The sequence below is a fragment of the Haladaptatus sp. DJG-WS-42 genome (assembly GCF_037198285.1).
GTDB lineage: Archaea > Halobacteriota > Halobacteria > Halobacteriales > Halococcaceae > QDMS2.
Genome location: NZ_CP147243.1, coordinates 148,233 through 169,583 on the forward strand (window position 1 = coordinate 148,233; position 21,351 = coordinate 169,583).

The 21,351-nt window shown below is 60.6% G+C and carries 17 protein-coding genes; 11 read left to right on the forward strand and 6 right to left on the reverse strand.

All coding sequences use genetic code 11. The annotated features are described in order from the left end of the window. Positions 1 to 12: 12 nt before the first annotated feature. Together purM and V5N47_RS00785 are read left to right on the forward strand one after the other, a co-directional pair. Positions 13 to 996, forward strand: a complete 984-nt coding sequence (gene purM, locus V5N47_RS00780; protein WP_338728891.1) for a phosphoribosylformylglycinamidine cyclo-ligase — start codon at positions 13 to 15, stop codon at positions 994 to 996. Between the two features lie 30 nt (positions 997 to 1,026). Beyond that, positions 1,027 to 1,917 carry an alpha/beta hydrolase gene (locus tag V5N47_RS00785; protein ID WP_338728892.1) on the forward strand — a complete coding sequence of 297 codons (891 nt, stop codon included), beginning with the start codon at positions 1,027 to 1,029 and terminating at the stop codon, positions 1,915 to 1,917. On the opposite strand, the gene V5N47_RS00790 is transcribed toward V5N47_RS00785, so the two are convergent. Both V5N47_RS00790 and V5N47_RS00795 read right to left on the reverse strand, forming a co-directional pair. After that, positions 1,914 to 2,459, reverse strand: coding sequence for a CBS domain-containing protein (locus V5N47_RS00790; RefSeq protein WP_338728893.1), 546 nt, complete (start codon positions 2,457 to 2,459; stop codon positions 1,914 to 1,916). The two genes, V5N47_RS00785 and V5N47_RS00790, sit on opposite strands and share 4 nt — an antisense overlap. A gap of 73 nt (positions 2,460 to 2,532) precedes the next feature. Then, positions 2,533 to 2,892 (reverse strand): DUF555 domain-containing protein, encoded by a 360-nt coding sequence (locus V5N47_RS00795; RefSeq protein ID WP_338728894.1) that lies wholly within the window; start codon positions 2,890 to 2,892, stop codon positions 2,533 to 2,535. Positions 2,893 to 3,171: 279 nt separating this feature from the next. Here V5N47_RS00795 and V5N47_RS00800 point away from each other — a divergent pair, with 279 nt between their 5' ends. From V5N47_RS00800 to V5N47_RS00810, 3 genes are all read left to right on the forward strand, one after another. Next, a complete protein-coding gene (locus V5N47_RS00800) occupies positions 3,172 to 3,342 on the forward strand; it encodes a hypothetical protein (protein WP_338728895.1) in 171 nt (56 codons plus the stop codon). Between the two features lie 128 nt (positions 3,343 to 3,470). Then, positions 3,471 to 4,196, forward strand: coding sequence for a proteasome subunit beta (locus V5N47_RS00805; protein WP_338728896.1), 726 nt, complete (start codon positions 3,471 to 3,473; stop codon positions 4,194 to 4,196). A 166-nt stretch (positions 4,197 to 4,362) separates the two neighbouring features. Further along, positions 4,363 to 4,917 carry a hypothetical protein gene (locus V5N47_RS00810; RefSeq protein WP_338728897.1) on the forward strand — a complete coding sequence of 185 codons (555 nt, stop codon included), beginning with the start codon at positions 4,363 to 4,365 and terminating at the stop codon, positions 4,915 to 4,917. Position 4,918: 1 nt separating this feature from the next. Here V5N47_RS00810 and V5N47_RS00815 read toward each other — a convergent pair whose 3' ends face one another. Continuing rightward, the gene (locus V5N47_RS00815; protein WP_338728898.1) at positions 4,919 to 6,469 is read right to left on the reverse strand and encodes a hypothetical protein; all 1,551 of its coding nucleotides are present in this window, start codon (positions 6,467 to 6,469) and stop codon (positions 4,919 to 4,921) included. 64 nt (positions 6,470 to 6,533) lie between these two features. Beyond that, positions 6,534 to 8,360, reverse strand: a complete 1,827-nt coding sequence (locus V5N47_RS00820; protein WP_338728899.1) for an SLC13 family permease — start codon at positions 8,358 to 8,360, stop codon at positions 6,534 to 6,536. 87 nt (positions 8,361 to 8,447) lie between these two features. Between V5N47_RS00820 and ligA the strand changes: the two genes are divergently transcribed. Genes ligA through V5N47_RS00835 form a run of 3 tightly spaced genes read left to right on the forward strand, consistent with a single transcriptional unit; the run spans position 8,448 to position 11,756 of the window. Beyond that, the gene (ligA, locus tag V5N47_RS00825; RefSeq protein ID WP_338728900.1) at positions 8,448 to 10,097 is read left to right on the forward strand and encodes an ATP-dependent DNA ligase LigA; all 1,650 of its coding nucleotides are present in this window, start codon (positions 8,448 to 8,450) and stop codon (positions 10,095 to 10,097) included. A 36-nt stretch (positions 10,098 to 10,133) separates the two neighbouring features. Then, positions 10,134 to 10,835 (forward strand): MBL fold metallo-hydrolase, encoded by a 702-nt coding sequence (locus V5N47_RS00830; protein WP_338728901.1) that lies wholly within the window; start codon positions 10,134 to 10,136, stop codon positions 10,833 to 10,835. A 39-nt stretch (positions 10,836 to 10,874) separates the two neighbouring features. Next, positions 10,875 to 11,756 (forward strand): halocarboxylic acid dehydrogenase DehI family protein, encoded by an 882-nt coding sequence (locus tag V5N47_RS00835; protein ID WP_338728902.1) that lies wholly within the window; start codon positions 10,875 to 10,877, stop codon positions 11,754 to 11,756. Here the strand turns inward: V5N47_RS00835 and V5N47_RS00840 are convergent. After that, a complete protein-coding gene (locus V5N47_RS00840; RefSeq protein ID WP_338728903.1) occupies positions 11,753 to 12,847 on the reverse strand; it encodes a DNA topoisomerase IV subunit A in 1,095 nt (364 codons plus the stop codon). The genes V5N47_RS00835 and V5N47_RS00840 overlap by 4 nt on opposite strands. After that, entirely contained in the window at positions 12,844 to 15,267 is a 2,424-nt protein-coding gene (locus V5N47_RS00845) for a DNA topoisomerase VI subunit B (protein WP_338728904.1), read from the reverse strand. The genes V5N47_RS00840 and V5N47_RS00845 overlap by 4 nt, the downstream gene beginning before the upstream one ends. A 261-nt stretch (positions 15,268 to 15,528) precedes the next feature. Between V5N47_RS00845 and gyrB the strand changes: the two genes are divergently transcribed. The 3 genes from gyrB (at position 15,529) to trpB (ending at position 21,184) form a co-directional block, all read left to right on the forward strand. Next, positions 15,529 to 17,445, forward strand: coding sequence for a DNA topoisomerase (ATP-hydrolyzing) subunit B (gyrB, locus tag V5N47_RS00850; RefSeq protein WP_338728905.1), 1,917 nt, complete (start codon positions 15,529 to 15,531; stop codon positions 17,443 to 17,445). After that, on the forward strand, positions 17,446 to 19,950 hold the full coding sequence (gene gyrA, locus V5N47_RS00855; protein WP_338728906.1) for a DNA gyrase subunit A: 2,505 nt from the start codon (positions 17,446 to 17,448) through the stop codon (positions 19,948 to 19,950). Positions 19,951 to 20,014: 64 nt separating this feature from the next. After that, positions 20,015 to 21,184 (forward strand): tryptophan synthase subunit beta, encoded by a 1,170-nt coding sequence (gene trpB, locus V5N47_RS00860; RefSeq protein WP_338728907.1) that lies wholly within the window; start codon positions 20,015 to 20,017, stop codon positions 21,182 to 21,184. The last annotated feature ends 167 nt before the right edge of the window (positions 21,185 to 21,351 follow it).

Genomic DNA, 21,351 nt, shown 5'->3' on the forward strand with positions numbered 1-21,351 from the left:
CCGCTCTCAGGCATGACCGACGAGGACGCAGAGGAACTCACGTACTCGAAGGCGGGCGTGGACATCGACGCGAGCGAACAAGCAACCGCAGCGCTCATCGGCGCTGTGGGCGACCTGGCGGGCGATTACGCGGGCGTCGTCGATATCGGTGATCGGTATCTCGGGCTTGCCACCGACGGCGTGGGGACGAAACTCCTCGTCGCGGAGCAACTCCATGACTACTCGACCATCGGGATCGACTGCATGGCGATGAACGCGAACGACCTCGTCGCGGCGGGCATCGAGCCAGTCGCCTTCGTGGACTACCTCGCCATCGACGTGCCGAACGACGAGATTGCACAACAGGTCGGCGAGGGCCTCGCAGAAGGCGCACGACAGGCGGGCGTCGCGCTCGTCGGCGGCGAGACGGCGGTGATGCCCGACGTCATCAAGGGCTTAGACCTCGCGGGGACGTGCGCCGGACTCGCGCCAAAGGACGCGATGTTCCCCGGTGAAGCCGAAGTTGGCGACGCGCTCGTCGGCTTCCCGTCTTCGGGCGTCCACTCAAACGGCCTCACCCTCGCACGGACCGCAGCGACGAGAAATCACGCGTACACAGACCCGTTCCCGGGCGACGAGTCGAAGTCCGTGGGCGAAGTGCTGCTCACGCCGACGCGCATCTACGCGGACATCCTCCCAGCACTCAGAGAGCACAACACCCACGCCGCAGCCCACGTCACGGGCGGTGGCTGGACGAACCTCACGCGCATGGGCGACCACCACTACGAAATCACAGACGCGTTCGACCCACAGCCAGTGTTCGAGTTCATCCAGTCAGAAGGCAACGTCGCAGACGAGGAGATGTACCGGACGTTCAACATGGGGACGGGCTTCGTCGTCGCCTGCTCGCCGGACGATGCAGAGAAACTGGTCGAAGCAACCGACGACGGAAAACTCATCGGCCACGTCGAAGACGGCGACGGAACGGTCTCGGTCCGTGGATTGACACTCGACTAACTACTTTATCCACCCCTCCTTTTTCTACGTATGGCCCCCGACGCGTCGCTCCCATCTTCAGTCCCCCTTACGTCCGAATATCGGGAGGTGAACGGCGTGACCCTGCACGTCATCACTGCGGGGCCGGAAGACGGCCCGCTCGTCGTGCTCCTCCACGGCTTCCCCGACTTCTGGTACGGCTGGCGCGAACAGATACCGGCGCTCGCAGACGCAGGCTTTCGCGTGCTCGTCCCCGACCAACGCGGCTACAATCTGAGTGACAAACCAAGCGGCGTCCGCGCCTATCGCATCTCGAAACTCGCAGGGGATGTCGCCGCGCTCATCCGGTCTGAAGGCCGTGACTCGGCCCACCTCGTCGGCCACGACTGGGGCGGCGGCGTGGCGTGGGACTGTGCGACCCGCTATCCCGAGATGGTAGACCGGCTTTGCATTCTCAACGCGCCACACCCGCGGGTGTTCGCGACCGCGCTGGCGACGAATCCTCGGCAACTGCTCCGAAGTTGGTACATTTTCTACTTTTTCCTCCCACTCCTTCCGGAGTGGACGCTCGGGCGAAATCGGCAGGCAACGCTCGAACTGGTGCTCACCGATAGCTCGCGGCCCGGCATCTTCCACGAGGGCGTGATGCGCTACTATCACGAAGCGTGGAGCCGAGACGGGGCGCTCAGGTCGATGATACACTGGTATCGGGCGATGCCGCTCGCGGGGCCACTTCCGCCGAAAACGCGGATTCGTGTACCGACACTCATCTGCTGGGGACAAGACGACGGAGCGCTGCGCCCAGAGCTGGCGGCAAAGAGTTTGGAGTACTGTGAAAATGGGACCCTCAAACGATTCGAGCGGGCGTCACACTGGGTGCACGTCGAAGAACCAACGGGCGTAAATGAGGCGCTGTGTGCCCATCTCGGCGTAGAATCTTAGCTCAGGTGGGCGGCGATGTCGGCTTCGGTGATGATACCGACCATCTGCCCGGAGTCGATGACGATGACGGCGTCGTGGTGATTCAGGTGGTTGTCGATTTCGTCGAGCGTCGCCTCGGGGGTGACCGTCGTAATCGACTCGCGCATCACTTCTGAGACCGGCAGGTCGCCTGCGTTATCGGTATCGCCGGCTTTGCGGATGTCTGAGTTGCTGATGAGGCCAACCGGGTAGCCGTCGTGAAGGACGGGAAGTTGGGAGAAGCCAGCTTTCAACATCAACTCGATTGCGTTTCGGACGCTGTCGTCCGGGGCGGTGCTGATGACATCTTCGTGCATCAGGTCTTCAGCCCGGAGAATGTCGCCCTCTGCCTCTTGCAGCGCGTTTACGATGCGTCGAAGCGTCGAGAGGCGCGGGTCTACGTCACCGCCTTCGATGCGTGCGATGAGCGGTTGGGACACCCCTGCCCGGTTTGCGAGTTCACTTTGGGTGAGACCCAGCCCGGTGCGTCGTTCCCGGAGGTCCGCTGGGGTCGGCAGTTCCATACGCAAAATTACTATGGGTTATACGAAAAACCTTCGGTTGCTCAGACGGTGGCGCTGAAAACGCGAAAAATGCTTACTGCTCGTCTTCGGTGTCGAGTTCGAACGTCTCGATGACGTTGAGGGGCACGTCGCGGAGCGCGCCACCGACTTCGCTCTTTGCGATGCGCTGGGCGTGTTCGGTACCCTCTGCGTTGAACACCTTCATCTCCAGGAGGAGACCGACGAGCGCCGTGTTCGCGGCGATGAACGCGGAGTCGAACGGCTCGTCACAGGCCGGACAGCCGGTGACGCCGACTTCGACCTCGACGTAGTCCATGTCCTTCTGGTTCAGTCGCTTCCCTGCTTCGCTGACCGCGACGCCGATGGCGTCGTCGATCTGCTTTACGTCTCTGACCAACCAGGCGGCTTCCATTGCGACCAAATAATCGCTCATACTCCTACTCAGTCGGCGGGGGGTTTGAAGCGTTGTGATTTCCCCGCGGAGCGCGCACGCTATCGGAATTATCGCTATAACTTATGCGTAGGGACGGGGTTGCTCATCGCTTGCTGATTGAACGCCCGGCCCAGTCTGTGTATTTTGTTGCGTCGGAATCAAGTTAGATTGAATCGATAGACGGCGCGGCGGTGTGCGGTGGCACCACCCCACATTTTAGTTCCGATGCGTAGGGAAGGTTTATATATACCCCCCTCGGCAGCAACAACCGAAGACGAAATGAACCGCCTCTACCGCGCAAGTCTGCTGGCCCTGTACCAACTGAGCATCTTCGCTGGCATTTTGCTCCTGCCGCTCGCCCTCGGCGCTCGCCGCCTCGGCATCCCACTGCCAATCCACCGTGTCATCGACCGGCTTGGGACCGCTGTTGACTCTGCTGACGACCGCTAACGACGAACCAACCGCCACCACCCTTTTTAAACACTTCCAGCTTCGAGCGGTCGCTCAAACCACGAGCCACCGGGTGATTTCACCCTGAAGAGGTGGTTTTATCAGTACTCGGCAACTAGGAACACGCAATGCGAGACCCAACGATTGGCTCTGAGTTCTCTCGGAACCTAAACCGCTTCGCCCCCCAGGATGCGAACCCGTATGCGTCCTCGTTCGCTTCGATTCCTGAGTTCGACGCCTCGAAAATCGACAACGACATGGTCAACAGCACCGGGACGACGACCATCGGCCTCACGACCGAAGACGGCGTCATCATCGCAACCGACATGCGCGCCTCCCTCGGCGGCCGCTTCGTCTCCAACAAGGACGTCCAGAAGGTCGAACAGATTCACCCGACCGGCGCGCTCACGCTCGTTGGCTCCGTCGGTGGTGCCCAGATGCTGATTCGTTCCCTGCGCGCAGAGGTCAACCTCTACCAGTCTCGTCGCGGCGAGGAGATGTCCATGAAGGCACTCTCCACCCTCGCAGGCCACATGTGCCGTGGACTGCCAACGACGCCAATCCTCGGCGGTGTCGACGACGACGGTCACCACGTCTACAGCATCGACCCAGCAGGCGGCGTCATGAAAGACGACTACACGGTCACCGGCTCCGGCCTAACCGTCGCCTACGGGACGCTCGAACGCCTCTACGAACCCGGTCTCTCGAACGAAGAAGCAATCGGCGTGGCCGCCGCTGGTGTCAAAGCCGCCGTCGAACGCGACACGGGCTCCGGTAACGGTGTCTACATCGCAGAGATTACCCACGACGGCGTCGACATCCACGGGCACAAAGACTTCAACGAAGTCTTATAGAGCCGTTTTCTGTTTTCGCATCGCAGCTTTTTCTCACAAGAGTGCGTTCACACTGAGCGGCCGTTCCCAGTTCCCACACCGACAGTGCGAGGCCACCGCACGAATCATTATCACTACTGCAGACGAATCTCTTTCAGGCATCTCGCGGGGTGTCCGAGGCTCACCAATGGTCAGTTTAGAGACGGCATTCATCGTGCTGGTAGTACTCGTCCCGCTCGCGGTCATTCTGGGGAGTGTCATCCTCTTTTCGTACGTCACAACCCAGTATCTCCAAACACGCGCCACAGTCTCTCACGGGTCGCTTTCTGCGGTGCAGGAACGCCTTGATGTGCTCGAAAGCGCCCGCTACATCACCTCGGGGACCATTGTGGACGTGCGCGAACATTCCCAGCGGTCGAAAAAATGGCTTTTCACCGGCCCTGCGGTTTCCGGAATTCAGGTCGTGATTGCCGTGCCGACCGAGACTGAGACCGACACCAGCCTCTGGTTCAAGACGCCCGAAAAACTCGATGGTACCTCGAAATTTGAGCGGTTTCTCGCCTACTGCAAGGTACACCCGAGCGAAGTCGAAGAACTCCTTGGCAAACAGGTTCCGGTCACGCTGAAAGACGGTGAGTGGCAAACGAACTGGATTACGGCCTCTCGGCGACGCGAACCGATTGTTTCGGTTTCGCAGGTTGTCTCCCGGCTGTTCGGCGAGGAAGAAGAAGACGTGGTGTAGTTCAGCTATCCGCCCACTTGGCAAACGTACCCTCGATGAGGGTGTCTTTTTGCTTTCGCATGTACTCGCGTTGCATCCCCGAGAGTGCGTCTGCGAAGGAGTCTCCCTTCTCGACGCGCGCGGTGACTTCGTCGTGTTTCCACTGCGCTGGCGTCATGCGGTGGCGTGCGCGCATCCGGAGTGGCCAGAGATATTTCGCGGCTTCTTCGTCCGAGTGACCGCGCAGTTTGAGGCCGTCTTTCGCGTGGGCGAAGATGTCTTCGTACATCGTTTCGAGATTCGTCGTTTCGCGGCCGTCGTTCGTAATCCATCGCATGTCTGCATCCAGCCCGTCGCGGACGGCGGCGTAGAAGTTCTCCTCTGCGAACTGCCAATCGAGGTCGGCGACCGGATGCTCCCTGCGCGGCAGGCTCTCCATCAGTCCGGCGAACATCGCTTGGAAGGCGATGGAGTCGCGGACGGTTGGCTGGGCGGGAATTGGTCGGAATTCGATGCGGGCGTTCGCCGCAGACCGCGTTGGCCCGCCGAACACCGGCCGCACCCACCGCCAGTACGTGCCGTGTTTCATCCGGAAGTGGGCAAACTTGTCGTCGAAGCGGTCAGACGCGGAGACGGGCATTGGGACGAGCGTCGAATCCTCGACGATGTTGTCGATGGCCGCTTCGACGCTGTCTATGTCACGCGGGAAGCTGACTTTTCCTTTCTCGCCGGTTGCCGGATTGAGCGCCGTCTCGAACACGCTGATACGGTTTTCCATCCACGCGTCGTCGAGAATCTCGTCTGTGGTGGCGTCCTCGTCGTAGAGATCTGCGGGGAAAAACGGCGCGTTCACGCCAAGAGCAAGCAGTGGTCCCGCGAATCGAAGCGCGTAGCGGAAGTGTCGCGGAAGGTCGCGCGCTTGGGCGACCTGATAGTGGGGTTGAATCGACGTGATAAGGCTCTCTGGCATTACCGTATCAGCCTGTAGCGAGACGTGTGGAGCTTCAAGCCGCATCCCGGCGTCGAGGCCGTCTTTTCGGTTCGCCATCGCGTGATAGCGCACCGAATCTGACATGTTAGTTGCAATCGTGACGTCGCCGTCAGTGATGCTGTTGGTCAGGTATTCGCGCGCTGATTCGCCCTCTGGCGGGATGGTCCACATGCCGTCGCTCACGAGGCGCATGCCCTCTGCACCGACGCACTCTTGGGCCGTCTGGAGGCGGGCGCGAACCTCTGCCTCCTGTGCGGCGAGGCCGTACTGATTGAGTGGTTGGGGGCTCGTGGACATCTCGGCGTTGTGCAGCCCGAGTTCCTTCTCGAAGCCGATGAATTCGAGCAAGCGTCGGGGAACCCGCATGAGTTCGCCCGCGCCGCCGCCGTCGTCGTGGCGACCCTCTGCGTCCGCGACGGCGTAGAACTCGTACTCGAAGCCGATGATGGCCTGTGGGTTGTCGAACGTGCCTGCTGCGACTTCCTCTTTGATGACCGAAGCGTCTTCTTCCACCCGTGTCTGGAACGCCTCTGCGTCGATTTCGAGGACGTCGTTGACCTGCGCAGCAAGGTCTAAGTCCATAGCCGAGGGTGAGAGGGCGACGACATAAAATCTCTTGGCAACACGTCAGCTTCGAGAAACGGTATCAAACGCCCCACAACGCGACGATACCGAGTGTCGTCACAACGGTGAGCAACAGTTGCAGTGGGGCGCCGACTCTGACGTAGTCGATAAAGCGGTAGCCACCCGGTGAGTACACCATGAGGTTCGTCTGATAGCCAACGGGCGTCATGAACGCCGTCGAGGCGGCGAACGTCACGGCGAGCACAAATGCGAACGGTTCGGCTCCAATTCTGAGCGCGGCATCGACCGCGATTGGCATGGTCAACACCACGCTTGCGACGGGCGTAATCACGTCTGCGAGCAGGCCGGTGAGCAGATAGAACAGTCCGAGAACGACGATGGCTGGGAGCACCGCACCGTACTCGACGATGATGCTCCCGAGGAAAGCTGCCCCACCCGTTTCCTGCATGGCGAGGCCGAGCGGGATGATGCCCGCGAGCAAGAAAATAACCTCCCAGTTCACCGAGTCGTAGGCCTCAGACGGCCGGATGACATCGGTCACGACCATCGCCACGACGCCGCCGAGCGCGGCGATGACGATGGGGAGCAGGTTCAACGCGGCGGTGGCGATGACCCCGGCGATGATAGAAAGGGCCAGCGCCACCTTCCGGCGGTCGAGCGGTTCTGGGTCGGTGAGCGCGCTCGTGTGGGCGACTTCGGTGATGAGCAGTTCACCGCGTTCTTCTAACAGTTCGACAGCAGAGTCGGTCGCGTGGAGCAAGAAGCCGTCCCCTTCCTGCAATTTCGGGCCGGAGAGGTGGTCGTGGAAGATGTCCTCACCGCGTCGGATGGCGAGCACCGTGGCCGCGTAGCGCTCTCTGAGACGCGCGGTTGCGAGCGTCTGGCCGATGAGCGAGGACTCGGCCGGGATGATGGTTTCGACGAGCGTGCCCGGGCCGCTCAGCGGGGCCAGTTCGAGTTCGGTCACCGGGGCTTTCCGCAGAACGCGCAGCGACTCACCGGCGGCGAAAGCGCTTATCGCGTTTTCGTCGCCTCGCACGGTGAGGATGTCGCGCACTTCGATTTCTTGGTCGGTCTCCTCTGCGAGATACAGACGGTCTCCGCGCGTTATCTGGAGCACGTCCACGTCGTAGACACGTTCTGCGAGTGCTTCGTTGATTTTCTCCCCGACGAGCGGCGAACTCTGGCTGACCGTGACCTTCACGAGATAGTCGGCTAACTCGAACTCGTCTGTAAGGTCTGCGGCGAGGATGCGCTCTGGCAGCAGATACTGGCCAATCGTCATCAGGTAGATGGCTCCGACCAGCAATATGAGAAAGCCAAGCGGGGTGAACTCGAACATCGAGAAGGGATGGTTGATGAGGTCAGCAGAGATGTCCGAGGCGACGATGTTCGTCGCCGTTCCGATGAGCGTGAGCGTCCCGCCAAGCATCGCGGCGTAGGAAAGCGGAATGAGCAGCTTTGACGGAGAGATGCGACTCTGGTCTGCGAGGTCGGTGACCATTGGGATGAACACGGCGACGACGGGTGTGTTGTTGATGATACCCGCGACTGGGCCAGTGATGCCGATGGTGGCCGCAAGCAGCTTCATGCGACTTCCCGCCGTGTACTCACCGACTCGACGGCCGAGTTGGGTCACGATGCCGGTTTGTTCGATGCCAGAGGAGAGAATGTACATTGCGACGATGGTGATGGTCGCCGCGTTCGAGAAGCCAGAAATCGCCTCCTGTGGAGAGATTTGCGTCCACGGCTGGAGGATGACCATGGTGACGAGCAGCGCAATCGCAGTGATGTCGGCGGGCAGCCGTTCGGTGACGAACAACACCACCGTGACGGCGATAAGGCCGAACACCACGAGCGCGCCGGTAGACGGTGGCGGAATTGCCATACCCAGTCATTCTCATGGCAAGACTATTACCATTGCCCCGCCCGTCGTTCGGGGCGTTTATTCTCACAGAGGACAACGGTTTCGTCAATGGAGTTCGCCGCGTTCGCCGCCCGCGCTCGCGCCATCGAAGCCGAGCCTGCAGACCTAGCAATCGTCTCGCTCGTTACGACCCTTTTTGCAGAAGCGGGCGACGACCTCGACACCATTTCGCGGTTCATCCAAGGCCGCGTGTTCCCCGCCCACGATTCGACCACGCTCGATATCGGCCCACGACTGCTGTACGAGGCACTCGCCCGTGCCGCCGGACAGAACATCTCCGCCGCAGCCGTCGAGGACCGCCTCGCCGAGATGGGCGAAATTGGCGAGGTAGCCGCGAGCTACGACTTCGGCGGCCAGCAAGGCCTCGCCGCGTTCGGAACAGGTGGAACGGACGCGCTCACCGTCGCTGAGGTGGATGAAGAACTACGCCGAGTCGCCGCCGCAGACGGGTCGGGGAGTCAAGACCGAAAACTCGACATCCTGTTCGGGTTGTTCAACCGCACCGACCCCGACGAAGCCCGGTATCTCGCGCGTCTCGTTCTTTCTGAAATGCGTATCGGCGTCGGGGAGGGAGCCGTGAGAGATGCCATCGCCCAAGCGTTCGAGGTCGATGTTGAACCGGTCGAACGCGCCTTGCAGGTATCGAACGATTACGGCCTCGTCGCCGTCACCGCCCGCGACGATGGCGAAGCTGGACTCGCTGACCTGACCCTCGAAATCGGGCGGCCCGTCCAGGCGATGCTCGCACAGGCGGGAACCGTCACGGATGCCCTCGAAGCGTGGGAAGAAGCCGCGGTCGAAGTCAAATTCGACGGCGCGCGCGTCCAGATTCACTCCGACGGCGAGGACGTCACCATCTTCTCGCGGAACATGGAGGAGGTGACCGAACCGCTGCCGGAAGTCGTGGCGTTCGTTCACGAACACGTCGCCGCCCCTGCCATCCTCGACGGCGAGGTCGTAGCCACCGACGACGACGGCCGCCCCCTGCCGTTTCAGGAAGTCCTCAAGCGTTTCCGACGAAAGCACGACGTGGCCCGCGCCCGCGAGGAGGTCGAACTCTCGCTGTACGTTTTCGACTGCCTGCACGCAGACGGTGACGACCTGTTAGAAGCCCCGCTCACGGAACGCCACGCTCGGCTCACAGACCTACTCGACGTGGGCGTTTCAGAACTGCACGTCACGGGCGACGCAGACGAAATTGCGGCTATCGAAGCCGACGCGCTCGAAGACGGCCACGAGGGTATCATGCTCAAGAATCCCGATTCGACGTACTCACCGGGTCGCCGCGGGAAAAACTGGCTCAAGCGAAAGCCAGCCGTGGAAACGCTCGACCTCGTCGTGACCGGCGCGGAGTGGGGCGAGGGCCGCCGGGCGAAGTTCCTCGGGACGTTCCTCCTCTCTGCGCGAACCGACTCGGGATACGAAACAATCGGCAAGGTGGCGACGGGCATCACCGACGAGCAACTCGCAGAACTCACGACCCTGCTCGAACCGCACATCGAACAGCAGTCGGGACAAACGGTCGAGATACACCCAGAAGTCGTGTTCGAAGTCGGCTACGAAGAGATTCAGACCTCGCCCACCTACTCCTCCGGCTACGCGCTCAGATTTCCGCGATTCCTTTCAGTGCGAGCGGACAAGACGGTCGATGACGCCGATTCGCTGGAGCGCGTCGAACGCCTCGCCCAAAATCAGTAAGCCACCTTCTTTGCCGTCGATTTCAAACCTGTGAGTATGACCTTCAGACACGACGGTCTGCTCGTCGATTGGCTCGGCTACGCGACCGTCCGCCTCGAATCCCAAGATGGGACGGTCGTCTACTTCGACCCCGGACGCTACGGCGTCTTAAACGACTACACCGCCCGAGACGGTGACGTGGTCTGCGTGACCCACGCCCACCACTACGACTCGGACGGCATCGAGCGCGTGGCGAAAGACGACGCGACGGTCGTCATCTTCGAGAACATCAACCACCGCTTCATCGACCGTGACGTGATGGACGTAAATCGCCTCCCCTATGAGGTGCGGAAGGTGGACGACGAGTCGGATATTGCCGTGGATGACGTTATCATCCGCTCGTTCGCGGCGTACAACGATCCCGACGGGCCACACCTCCGTGAAAACGGCGAGCCGTACCACAAAGAAGGGATGGGCGTTGGCTATCTCGTCACCCTTGATGGCATCAACGTGTTCTGGCCCGGCGACACGGACGTGCTCGACGGCCACGAGCGCCTCGACGTGTCGCTGTTCATGCCGCCGATTGGCGGGAGTTTCACGATGGACCGCCACGAGGCCGCAAACCTCGCAGAAGCCCTCGACCCCGACCTCGTCTGCCCGATTCACTACAACACCTTCGAGGCAATCGAAGCCGACAGCACGGCGTTCGCTGGAGACGTGGCTTCGCGGAGCGTTCCCGTGGTGCTCGATGAGCACTGAGGCGAGAAGGGCTAACTCGGTCGCCTGCGACACTATCGCATGGACACCACCAAGCAAGTGTACGAATCTGCGGCGTCAGGCTGGCAACGCGGCCTGTACGCGGACATCAAACACACCTTTCGCGCACCGCTCGTCAACTGGATTTTTCGGACGACGATGGCGAACGAACCCGCGTTTCTGCGGTACGCGTGGGGACAGGTCAAACCCGTCTTCGAAACCGAAGCGTTCGCCACATTCTCGGTGCGCTATCGTGACACCATCCTCGCGGAACTCGAAACTGGGCACGAACTCCCCGGGTACGAACCCGCAGATGTGGGTCTTACCCCCGCTGAATTCCGCGAACTGAACGGACAACTCACCACCTTCGACATCGTCTCGCCGCGACTCGCCGTCCTCTTTTCGCTCGTAGACCGTGGCCTGAACGGGGGCGACGTGGGAACAACTCCCGACACCAGCGAGGCCGCGTGTACGCCGTTTTCTGACTCTCTCGACCGAAATCGGGGGCTCGCACCAACAATGCTCCCACAAGGACACGTCCCCGACGAGGCCCAACAGGCACTCGACGGCCTGACCCAGTTCCACGGGTTCGGCGAGAGTCTTCCCAGTATCTACCGCTGTCTCGGGCAATGGCCGTCGTATCTGGATACGGCGTGGCGCGACCTCAAGCCGATTCTCGAAAGCGACGCCTTCGAACAGGCGGTGGCCGAGAGTGAATCGCTGAAAGGCGCGTTTGTCGAAGCCGTCGCCTTCAGGCCACAACTCGACCCGAGGACGCTCCGCGCGGTTGGGTTCTCGGAAACGACGATAGCGGCTGTCCAAGACCTCTTTTCGTCGTTCAACGGCGGCGCGGTCAGGACGGTCATCCCGGCGTTGCCACTCTTTGCGAAAACGGTAGGCGCAGAAGGGAAAAGAAGCCGTTAGATGATGTCCATCGCAGAGAGGCGTTCTGGCAGGTAGGTGTCGGTCACGAAGTCAAGCCCGCGCGAGGCGAGTGCCTGCTGTTCTGCCTTCTTGTCGATGTCGAGTTGGAGTTCGATCTGTTCGGTCCAGTAGTCGGATTGGAAGCGCGGGTCTTCGAGTTCGCTTTCGAGCGCGTTGCGGTCTGAGTCGCTGAGCGGGTCGGTCGGCAGGTCGTACTTCACGATGTCTTCTGGCTGGATGCCAACGAACTTCGCGTCGGGCGTGGCCAGATATTTCGACAGGTGGGCGCTCTTAATCGAGCCGTACGCAACGGAGCCGAAGATGCGGTACGACCACGGGTCGCCGTCTGTGAACACCACGACGGGCAGGTCGAGTTCGTTGTGCAGGCGCTTGGTGATGCGTCGGGTTGCCCGCGCGGGCTGTCCCTTCAGGTGGACGACGATGACGTTGTACTCCTCATCGAAGCCGTTTTCGACCAGTCGGTCGCGCATCCCACCGGTCTCCACACAGAGGATGAAGTCAGCGTCGTGGTCTAAGAACTCGATGGTGTCCGGATTGTTCGGGATCTGGTAGCCGCCTTCCCCGACGTCCTTCTGACAGTGGATGTCGCGTTCGCCACGGCGAGTCTGTTCGCGGAGGAACAGCGGCCCCATGAGCGTCGCTCCGGATTCTTCCGGGCGCATGTGCAGGTCTTCGCGGGTGACGTTCGAGACGATTTCTAAGTCTTCGATGAGTTGGTTCGACTCGTCCTGACTGGAGAACTGCGCTTCTTCCTCGTTCCACGATTCAGAGAGGTAGTACAACTCACGAAGGGTAGACGAGCGGTCTTCGTCCAGTTGTGTTGCGAGGAAGTCGATGGTGTAGACGGCTTTGAGCAGCTTTCGCGCCCCGCGGACGCTGTTCGCGCTCCGGGTGCTCTTTCGGTCGCCGTACACCCAGACGCCGAGCTCTTCGTCGTAGACGATGTTGCTCTTCGTCCGCGTGGGAATCTGCATCTTCGGGATGTCGCCCCCGGCGAACTGGTCGTAGAACGATGCGGCGAGGTCGATGAGTTGCTCGCGGGCAACGTCGTCGTTTTTACTTGGACTCATGCGTTTACTGTCAGGCGTTCATTCTCGACCCCGCTCACGCTGAGGTCGAACGATGCGTCGTCGTCTGCCACCGTGTATTTGAGTACGGCGTCATCTCCCGCGCTCACCTCGGCGGTCCACTTGATGAACCACTCGCCGTCCATTTCGACAACTGTTGCGCCTTTCGAGACGCTCTGTGGCTCTGCGGTGACGATATCGGTGAGTTCGAGGCTCGCATTCACGTTCGAGTGATTTTCGACCACTACTTCGACCGTGCCGTCCTCCACGTTTCGCTCGACGAGGACGTTGTTCATGATGCGCGCCATCGAGTCGTCGATGACCAGCGGCGGGCGTTTGGTGACCTCGGAGAGTTTCGTCGCCATCTTCGGGAGGATGGAGGCGAGGACGTCCTGTTTGCGCTGGCGCTTCTGGAGCGACCGGCGCTTTTTCAGGTAGGATTTGAGTTCGCGGGCCGCTTCGCGGATGGCGAGTTCGATTTCGTCGTGAATCGCCGGGACGTTTGCGAGGGCGTCTTTCGACTCGCTCGTGAACGGGACGTTGGTCGACGCGACGTGTACCATGATGACCGCGGGCCCTTTCGGCAGGCCGCTGCCGCCAGGTTGGTCTAAGCCGTAGTTGCGCCAGCCAATGGATTTCGTGACTTCCGTAATCGTACACGCCCCCTGCTGGTAGACCAGCGGTACGCGATTGGCGAAGCGAAGCAGTTCAACGGTTCCCTCCGCGGGAAGGTCGCCGCCGTAGGCGATACCGGCTTCCACGATGAACGGGTCGCCGCCGTGGACGTCTGCGTCGCGGGTCGCGGCGGAGTAGAAGTCCGCGTCGAACTCCTTTTTCAGCCCGGCGAGGAGCAGGTCGTCCGTAATCGGTGAGAGACACGTCGTGGGCGGCGCCATGATGTCGGCTTCGCGCATCCCTTCGAGCAGTTCGCTCGCCGTGTCTCGGCTTCCGGCAACTTCCTTGACGTTCGGGAGGTCGTCAGAAACCGTCTTCATGATACGCCAAAGCGCGTCTACGATGTTGTTTCGCGCCGTCTCCCCGACGGTCGCGTCTTCGCGCTTTTGGGTCTGCTCTGCGGCGCGGTCCACGAACGACCGGAGGGTTTTGAGTGTCGCGCGGTCGCGTTCGTTCTCACCACCAAATTTAGCCGCGATACGTTCTGCGAGGCTGTAGACGACGGCGTCGTCTTTGCGGCTGGTCGTCGCCTCGTCTACGAGCGAGTAGATGTCAGAAACACGGTTTGCAGCGATAACTTCCCACGCCGCCGCAACTGCGTTTTTGCGCACGGTTTTGCCGAACGTTGGGTCGAACGCATCTTCCGTCTCGTCTGCAACGTCTGCGACGACACGTTCGAGGTTGGTGTAGGAGACGCGCTCCATTACGGAAATACGGGAGGCGACCGTCTCTGCGAACGACTCTGTGGGTTTCTCGCCTTTGTTGACGACAGCCGCTTCGATGGCTCCGACGAGTGTCGTGACCTCGGGGTCGTCTTCAGAGCCGAGATTGACCTCCTCGGTCGCACCCGGCGGCATCCACGCCATCTCGCGGCCGAAGTGGCGGTCGCGGAAACCTTCTAAGATGCTTTCGGCCGTTTTCTTCCCGACGCGGGTGAACTCCTCTTGGAGGAAGCCGGAGACGGAGTGCGACGCCGTCCCATCAAGCATCTTGAGCAGTGTGCCGAGTTCAACGCCGTGTGGGTGCGGTCGAATCTCCTCAGTTTCTGCGGGCAGTTGGTCGGTCGCGCGTTCGAACTTGAACGTCTCCTCTGGCTCGCGCATCTCGATGCGAGCGTGGGGATTCACAACTGCGGTGTGCTTGATATAGCTGTGGAGGTTTGCGCGAGCGCGCATGTTCGCTTCCATCTCCAGCTCGATGCGCGTGCCGTGTGGGCGGTCCCACGTGGTTTCGCGCTCGGTCTGAATCTCCGGTTCGTTCGTGTCGGTGTCGATGATGAGTTCGAAGTATTTGGCCTCGGCACTCCCTTTCGTCCGACTCGTGATTTTCGCGGGTTTCCCGGAGGTGAGTTGTGAGTAGAGGACGGCCGCAGAGATACCGATACCCTGCTGGCCACGGGACTGTTCGCGCTTGTGGAAGCGCGACCCGTAGAGCAGTTTCCCGAACACCTTCGGGATTTGCTCGGCGGTGATGCCGGGGCCGTTGTCCTCGATGATGAGACGATAGTAGTCTCCCACCTCGGCGATTTCTACGTAGATGTCGGGGAGGACTCCGGCCTCCTCGGTGGCGTCGAGGGCGTTGTCGACAGCCTCCTTGACAGCAGTGACCAGACCGCGGGCACCGCTGTCGAATCCGAGCATATGCTTGTTCTTCTCGAAGAACTCGGCGATGGAGATCTCGCGCTGGCTTTGGGCCAGCTCTTCTGCGATCCCCTCGCCCTCGCCGAGTGTCGATTGGAACGAGGTCATTGAATGGTAGTTTATCGTGGGGGCATTAAAACGCCCGCGGTAGTAGAGTGAAAGTGAATATGGTGTCTGCGATTCTGAACGTTCAGGCTGGCAGGTTCACGCGCTGGATTACACGCCACGATACGAGGACGTGTGCACGCGCGGCTATCGGCGTTAATTCCGTGACAAATTGTGAGTGAAATCGAATGACGAAACTTACTTTCGCGCCCGCGCGTGCGAGGGGTTTATGACCCTTGCAACCTAAGCGAGAAACAGATTCTAATGTCCGATGAAGGCGAGTACGGAGCCGGCCAAATTCAAGTCCTCGAAGGGCTCGAAGCCGTTCAAAAACGGCCGGCAATGTACATCGGTTCGACAGATGCACGTGGGTTACACCACCTGGTCTACGAAGTCGTGGATAACTCCATCGACGAGGCGTTGGCTGGGTACTGTGACACCATCGAAGTCACCATCCACGAAGACAACTCCGTGAGTGTCTCTGACGACGGTCGTGGGATTCCGGTCGACACGCACGCAGAGTACGACCGCCCGGCGCTCGAAGTCATCATGACGGTGCTCCACGCGGGTGGGAAGTTCGACAACAAATCCTACCAAGTGTCCGGTGGCCTCCACGGCGTCGGTGTGAGCGTCGTCAACGCGCTCTCACAAGTCCTCGAAGTCGAGGTCAAGCGTGACGGTGCGGTCTGGAGCCAGCGCTACGAGCGCGGCCACCCCGTAGAAAACCTCGAAAAAGTCCGCGACATGGATGCAGACGAGGAAACCGGGACGACCATTCAGTTCTGGCCGGACATGGAGATCTTCGAGACGGGCGTGTACAACTACTCGACGCTCGAAAACCGGCTTCGAGAACTCGCATTCTTGAACTCCGGAGTCGAAATCTCGCTCGTAGACGAGCGCGAAGACGGCCGCTCTGAGACGTTCATGTTCGAAGGCGGCATCCGCGAGTTCGTCGAGTTCTTAAACGAAACGAAAACCAACCTCCACAACGACGTCATCTACTATGCGGACGAACAGGACGGCATTCACGTCGAAATCGCCGTCCAAGGCACGGAGGAACTCCAAGAGTCCATCCACGCGTTCGCAAACAACATCAACACGCGCGAGGGCGGGACTCATCTGACCGGGTTCAAAACGGCGCTCACGCGTGTCGTCAACGACTATGCGACGAAAAACAACCTCATCTCCGATCTCGACAACAACCTGAAAGGCAGTGACATCCGCGAGGGTATCACCGCCGTCATCAGCGTCAAACACCCCGACCCGCAGTTCGAGGGGCAGACGAAGACGAAACTCGGCAACAGCGAGGTTCGCGGGATTGTCGAAAGCATCACGCACACGCAACTCTCGACGTTCTTCGAGGAGAACCCGGACACGGCACAGGCAATCGTGATGAAGGCCGTCGAAGCCGCGAAAGCCCGGATGGCCGCGAAAAAGGCAGAAGAACTCACCCGCCGCAAGAACGCGCTTGGCTCCGGGTCGCTCCCCGGCAAACTCGCCGACTGCCAGTCGCGTGACCCGAAGGACTCTGAGCTGTTCGTCGTGGAGGGCGACTCTGCGGGGGGCTCTGCGAAACAGGGTCGCAACCCCGAGTTCCAAGCCATCCTCCCGCTCCGTGGGAAGATTATCAACGTCGAGAAACACCGCTTAGACCGCATCCTCGAAAACAACGAGATTCGTGCGCTGATTACCGCCATCGGGACGGGCATTGGCGACGAGTTCGACATCGAGGACGCGCGCTACGAAAAAATCGTCATGATGACGGACGCTGACGTGGACGGCGCGCACATTCGGACGCTCTTGCTTACCTTCCTCTACCGGCACATGCGGCCGCTGCTCGAAGCGGGCTACGTCTACGCCGCCCAGCCGCCACTCTACCGCATCCGCTACAAGGGCGAGACGTACGACGTGATGACTGAAGCAGAGCGGGAGAAAGTTGTCGAAGAAAAATGCAACGGGAAAGCCGAGAACGTCCAACGGTTCAAGGGCCTCGGCGAAATGAACCCCGAACAGCTCTGGGAGACGACGATGAACCCGGAAAACCGCATTTTAAAACGCATCACTATCGAAGACGGCGCCGCCGCAGACCGGATGTTCTCCGTGCTGATGGGTGACGCCGTTGGCCCGCGCAAGAAGTTCATCCAAGACCACGCGAAGAACGCGGAATGGGTTGATATCTAAATGAGTTCTGACGTACCTGCTGACGAGCCTGCAGAGATTCACTCGACCGTCCTCATAGAGGACGAAATGGAACAGTCCTACATCGACTACGCGATGAGCGTCATCGTCGGTCGTGCCCTTCCTGCCGTCGAAGACGGCCTGAAACCCGTCCACCGACGGATTCTGTACGCGATGCACGAGATGGGGCTGTCGAGTGGCTCTAGCCACCGAAAAGCCTCGTCCATCGTTGGCCAAACGATGGGTAACTACCACCCACACGGCGACAGCGCAATCTATGACGCGCTCGCCCGGATGGCACAGGACTTCTCGCTTCGCTATCCACTCATCGACGGGCAGGGGAACTTCGGGTCGATAGACGGCGACCCACCGGCCGCCATGCGGTATACGGAAGCGCGGATGAGTTCTATCGCAGAGGAACTCCTTTCTGACATCGAGAAGGACACGGTTGACTTCTCGGGCAACTACGACGACCGCCTGCAAGAGCCAGATGTCCTTCCATCGGCCATTCCAAACCTCCTGCTCAACGGGTCGTCCGGGATTGCTGTGGGAATGTCCACGAACATTCCGCCGCACAATCTGGGCGAAGTCATCGACGCAACCGTCGAGCTCATCGAGAACCCCGAGGCAGACGTCCAAGACCTGATGGAGTACGTCGAAGGGCCGGACTTCCCGACCGGAGCCAACATCGTTGGCCGCCAAGGCATCTACAACGCCTACACGACCGGCCGGGGTCGCCTGCGGGTTCGCGCCGAGTTCGAGGTCGAGGAGAACGAGAAGGACCGCGACCGCATCATCATCACGGAGATTCCGTATCAGGAGAACAAGTCGCGACTCATCGAGCGGATTGCGGACAACGTAAACGACGGCACGATAGACGGCATTTCGGACCTTCGGGACGAATCCGACCGCGAAGGGATTCGCGTCGTCATCGAACTCAAGCACAACGCGAACACGGACATCGTTCGCAACCAACTGCTCGAACACCACCTTGAGTCCACCTTCGGCGTCATCAACCTCGCGCTGGTCGATGGCCAGCCGCGCATCCTGACGCTAAAGGAGATGCTCGTCCACTACTTAGAACACCGCAAAGACGTCGTCCGGCGGCGTTCTGAGTACGAACTGAACGAGGCAGAAGAGCGCGCCCACATCTTGGAAGGGCGCCTGATTGCCTTAGAGAACGTTGAGGAAGTCGTCGAGACAATCCGCAACTCAGAAGACCGCGACGCGGCGAAGACCGGGCTGCAAGAGAACTTCGAACTCTCCGAAAAGCAATCTGAACACATCGTTCGGATGCAACTCGGGAGCCTCACGTCGCTCGAAGCCCAGGAAATCGAGACGGAGTACGACGACGTACTCGAAACCATCGAGCGCCTCGAAACCATCCTCGGCGACGAGGACGAGTTGCTCGCCGTCATCAGGGGCGAACTCCTCGCCATCAAAGACGAGTACGACGACGACCGCCGCACCTCAATCGTCGAGGATTACGGCACGGTCACGCACGAAGACCTCATCCCACAGGAGGACGTGCTGGTCGTCATCACGGAAGACGACTACGTCAAACGCATGCCCGTAAACCGCTTCGACGCTCAGGGTCGCGGCGGGAAGGGAATCATCGGGACGAATCTCAAAGAAGGCGACCGGGTTTCGAAGGTGTTCATGGCGAACACCCACGACTACCTGCTCGCCTTTACGAATCAGGGACAGGTCTATCAACTGAAGACCTACGAGATTCCAGAGGTCGGCAGGACGGCACGGGGGAAATCCGCCGTCAACCTGCTCAAACTCGACAAGGGTGAGGAGATTACGGCTGTCGTCAACACCGACGACTTCTCAGAAGAGGAGTATCTCACCTTTGCCACGAAACACGGCTACGTCAAGCGAACGGGTGCGGACAACTTCACCAACATCCTCTCGACGGGGATTCGCGCCATCCGCTTAGAAGACGGCGACGAACTCGTGGACGTCGAGATTACGGACGGTAAAGCAGACCTCCTGATTGCGACGGCGGGCGGCATGTCCATTCGGTTCGAGGAGACGGACGCTCGCGCTATGGGCCGCACCGCCCGTGGGGTAAACGGCATCAAGCTCTCGGGCGACGATACGGTCGCCGGACTCATCGCCGCAGACGAGTCCGCAGACCTACTGACCGTCACCGAGAACGGCTACGGCAAGCGCACGCCAATCAGCAAGTATCGCACCCAATCGCGCTACGGCAAGGGCCTCATCGACATCAAGACCAACGAGCGAAACGGCGAGGTCACCGCCATCAAGGCGGTCTCCGACGACGATGACGTCGTCGTGATGAGTGACGATGGCCAGATTATGCGCACCCACGTCGCAGACATCTCGGAGGTTGGCCGCAACACGATGGGTGTCATCGTGATGCGTCTCTCCGACGGCGACAAGGTGGCGAGCGTTGACGTGATTCCACCGCTCGACGCACGCGACGGCGCAAAAGATGACGAAGAAGACGAGGACGCAGAAGAAGTGGAAGCCGACGAGTAAGCACCCGGCAACCGCTGTCGCTGACCATACATTTTTGTGCACTGTTGTACATTGGCTTGCTACCATGCAACACAATTCGGGAGACAATCCGGGCAAATTCGGCACCTTTGGCGGCCGACACGTTCCAGAACCGCTCGAAGAACCACTCGCACAGTTGGGAGCGGCGTTCGACGAGATTGCGAAGTCGCCCGAGTTCAGAGCCGAGTTCTACGACCTACTCACGAAGTACGCGGGCCGTGAGACGCCGTTATATTACGCCGAAAACCTTTCTGCAGCGTACGGCGCAGACATCTATCTCAAACGCGAAGACCTGCTCCACGGCGGGGCACACAAAATCAACAACGCGCTCGGACAGGCGTTGCTTGCGAAGAAGGCGGGGAAAACGCGGCTCATCGCGGAGACGGGCGCGGGCCAACACGGCACGGCGACCGCCATGGTCGGTGCACTGTTCGGCCTTGACACCGAGATTTACATGGGGAAAAAGGACGTCGAGCGCCAGAAGATGAACGTCTTCCGGATGCGACTCATGGGCGCGACGGTGAACGAGGTCACCCGTGGCGGGTCGGGGCTCGCAGACGCCGTCGACGCCGCGCTCGAAGACTTTGCGGGGAACATGGACGACACGCACTACCTCGTTGGCTCTGCAGTCGGGCCAGACCCGTTCCCCCGGATGGTGCGCGAGTTCCAGTCCGTGATAGGCGAGGAAGCGCGCGCTCAGATACTCGACCAAACTGGGAGCCTGCCGGATGCGGCGGTCGCCTGCGTCGGCGGCGGGTCGAACGCGATTGGCCTGTTTCACGCCTTCCGCGACGATGATGTGACATTCTATGGCGGCGAAGGCGGTGGCGAAGGTGGAGATTCGAAGCGTCACGCCGCGCCGCTCGCGGCGGGGAAAGACGGCGTCATCCACGGGATGGCCACGCGCGTTATCGAAGATGACGTGGAAGTCCACTCGGTCTCTGCTGGACTCGACTATCCGGGCGTCGGCCCCGAACACGCCATGTTCCGGGCGGTTGGCCGGTGTGAGTATCGCGCCATCACCGACGACGAAGCCATCGACGCCTTCCGGACGCTAAGCGAGACAGAAGGCATCATTCCGGCGCTCGAAAGCAGTCACGCGCTCGCCCTCGCAAAGCAAGTTGCTGCCGACCACGATACTATCATCGTCAATCTGAGCGGCCGTGGTGACAAGGATATGGAGCAGGCTGCCTCGTTGCTCGACCTCGGCGCATAACGGCACTCCGCTCGGGACAGTCGTCTGGCGTGGCTGGAAGGGATGACGTTCAGATATGTAAATTCCGCAAGAATGCGTGCGATTGTCGAAGATTTTTCGATAAACTCGATTAATTTTTGTAGTAGTGTTACGACCGGAGTGACAAGGTATCGCCAGTTTATTCAGGC

What these genes read in the sequence shown, in the direction of transcription:
- V5N47_RS00820 (WP_338728899.1), bottom strand. Translation starts at nt 8,360, where the DNA reads ATGGCAATTCCGCCACCGTCTACCGGCGCGCTCGTGGTGTTCGGCCTT.
- V5N47_RS00810 (WP_338728897.1), top strand. Translation starts at nt 4,363, where the DNA reads ATGGTCAGTTTAGAGACGGCATTCATCGTGCTGGTAGTACTCGTCCCG.
- gyrB (WP_338728905.1), top strand. Translation starts at nt 15,529, where the DNA reads ATGTCCGATGAAGGCGAGTACGGAGCCGGCCAAATTCAAGTCCTCGAA.
- V5N47_RS00840 (WP_338728903.1), bottom strand. Translation starts at nt 12,847, where the DNA reads ATGAGTCCAAGTAAAAACGACGACGTTGCCCGCGAGCAACTCATCGAC.
- V5N47_RS00830 (WP_338728901.1), top strand. Translation starts at nt 10,134, where the DNA reads ATGACCTTCAGACACGACGGTCTGCTCGTCGATTGGCTCGGCTACGCG.
- gyrA (WP_338728906.1), top strand. Translation starts at nt 17,446, where the DNA reads ATGAGTTCTGACGTACCTGCTGACGAGCCTGCAGAGATTCACTCGACC.
- V5N47_RS00785 (WP_338728892.1), top strand. Translation starts at nt 1,027, where the DNA reads ATGGCCCCCGACGCGTCGCTCCCATCTTCAGTCCCCCTTACGTCCGAA.
- V5N47_RS00800 (WP_338728895.1), top strand. Translation starts at nt 3,172, where the DNA reads ATGAACCGCCTCTACCGCGCAAGTCTGCTGGCCCTGTACCAACTGAGC.
- purM (WP_338728891.1), top strand. Translation starts at nt 13, where the DNA reads ATGACCGACGAGGACGCAGAGGAACTCACGTACTCGAAGGCGGGCGTG.
- ligA (WP_338728900.1), top strand. Translation starts at nt 8,448, where the DNA reads ATGGAGTTCGCCGCGTTCGCCGCCCGCGCTCGCGCCATCGAAGCCGAG.
- V5N47_RS00795 (WP_338728894.1), bottom strand. Translation starts at nt 2,892, where the DNA reads ATGAGCGATTATTTGGTCGCAATGGAAGCCGCCTGGTTGGTCAGAGAC.
- trpB (WP_338728907.1), top strand. Translation starts at nt 20,015, where the DNA reads ATGCAACACAATTCGGGAGACAATCCGGGCAAATTCGGCACCTTTGGC.
- V5N47_RS00805 (WP_338728896.1), top strand. Translation starts at nt 3,471, where the DNA reads ATGCGAGACCCAACGATTGGCTCTGAGTTCTCTCGGAACCTAAACCGC.
- V5N47_RS00815 (WP_338728898.1), bottom strand. Translation starts at nt 6,469, where the DNA reads ATGGACTTAGACCTTGCTGCGCAGGTCAACGACGTCCTCGAAATCGAC.
- V5N47_RS00845 (WP_338728904.1), bottom strand. Translation starts at nt 15,267, where the DNA reads ATGACCTCGTTCCAATCGACACTCGGCGAGGGCGAGGGGATCGCAGAA.
- V5N47_RS00835 (WP_338728902.1), top strand. Translation starts at nt 10,875, where the DNA reads ATGGACACCACCAAGCAAGTGTACGAATCTGCGGCGTCAGGCTGGCAA.
- V5N47_RS00790 (WP_338728893.1), bottom strand. Translation starts at nt 2,459, where the DNA reads ATGGAACTGCCGACCCCAGCGGACCTCCGGGAACGACGCACCGGGCTG.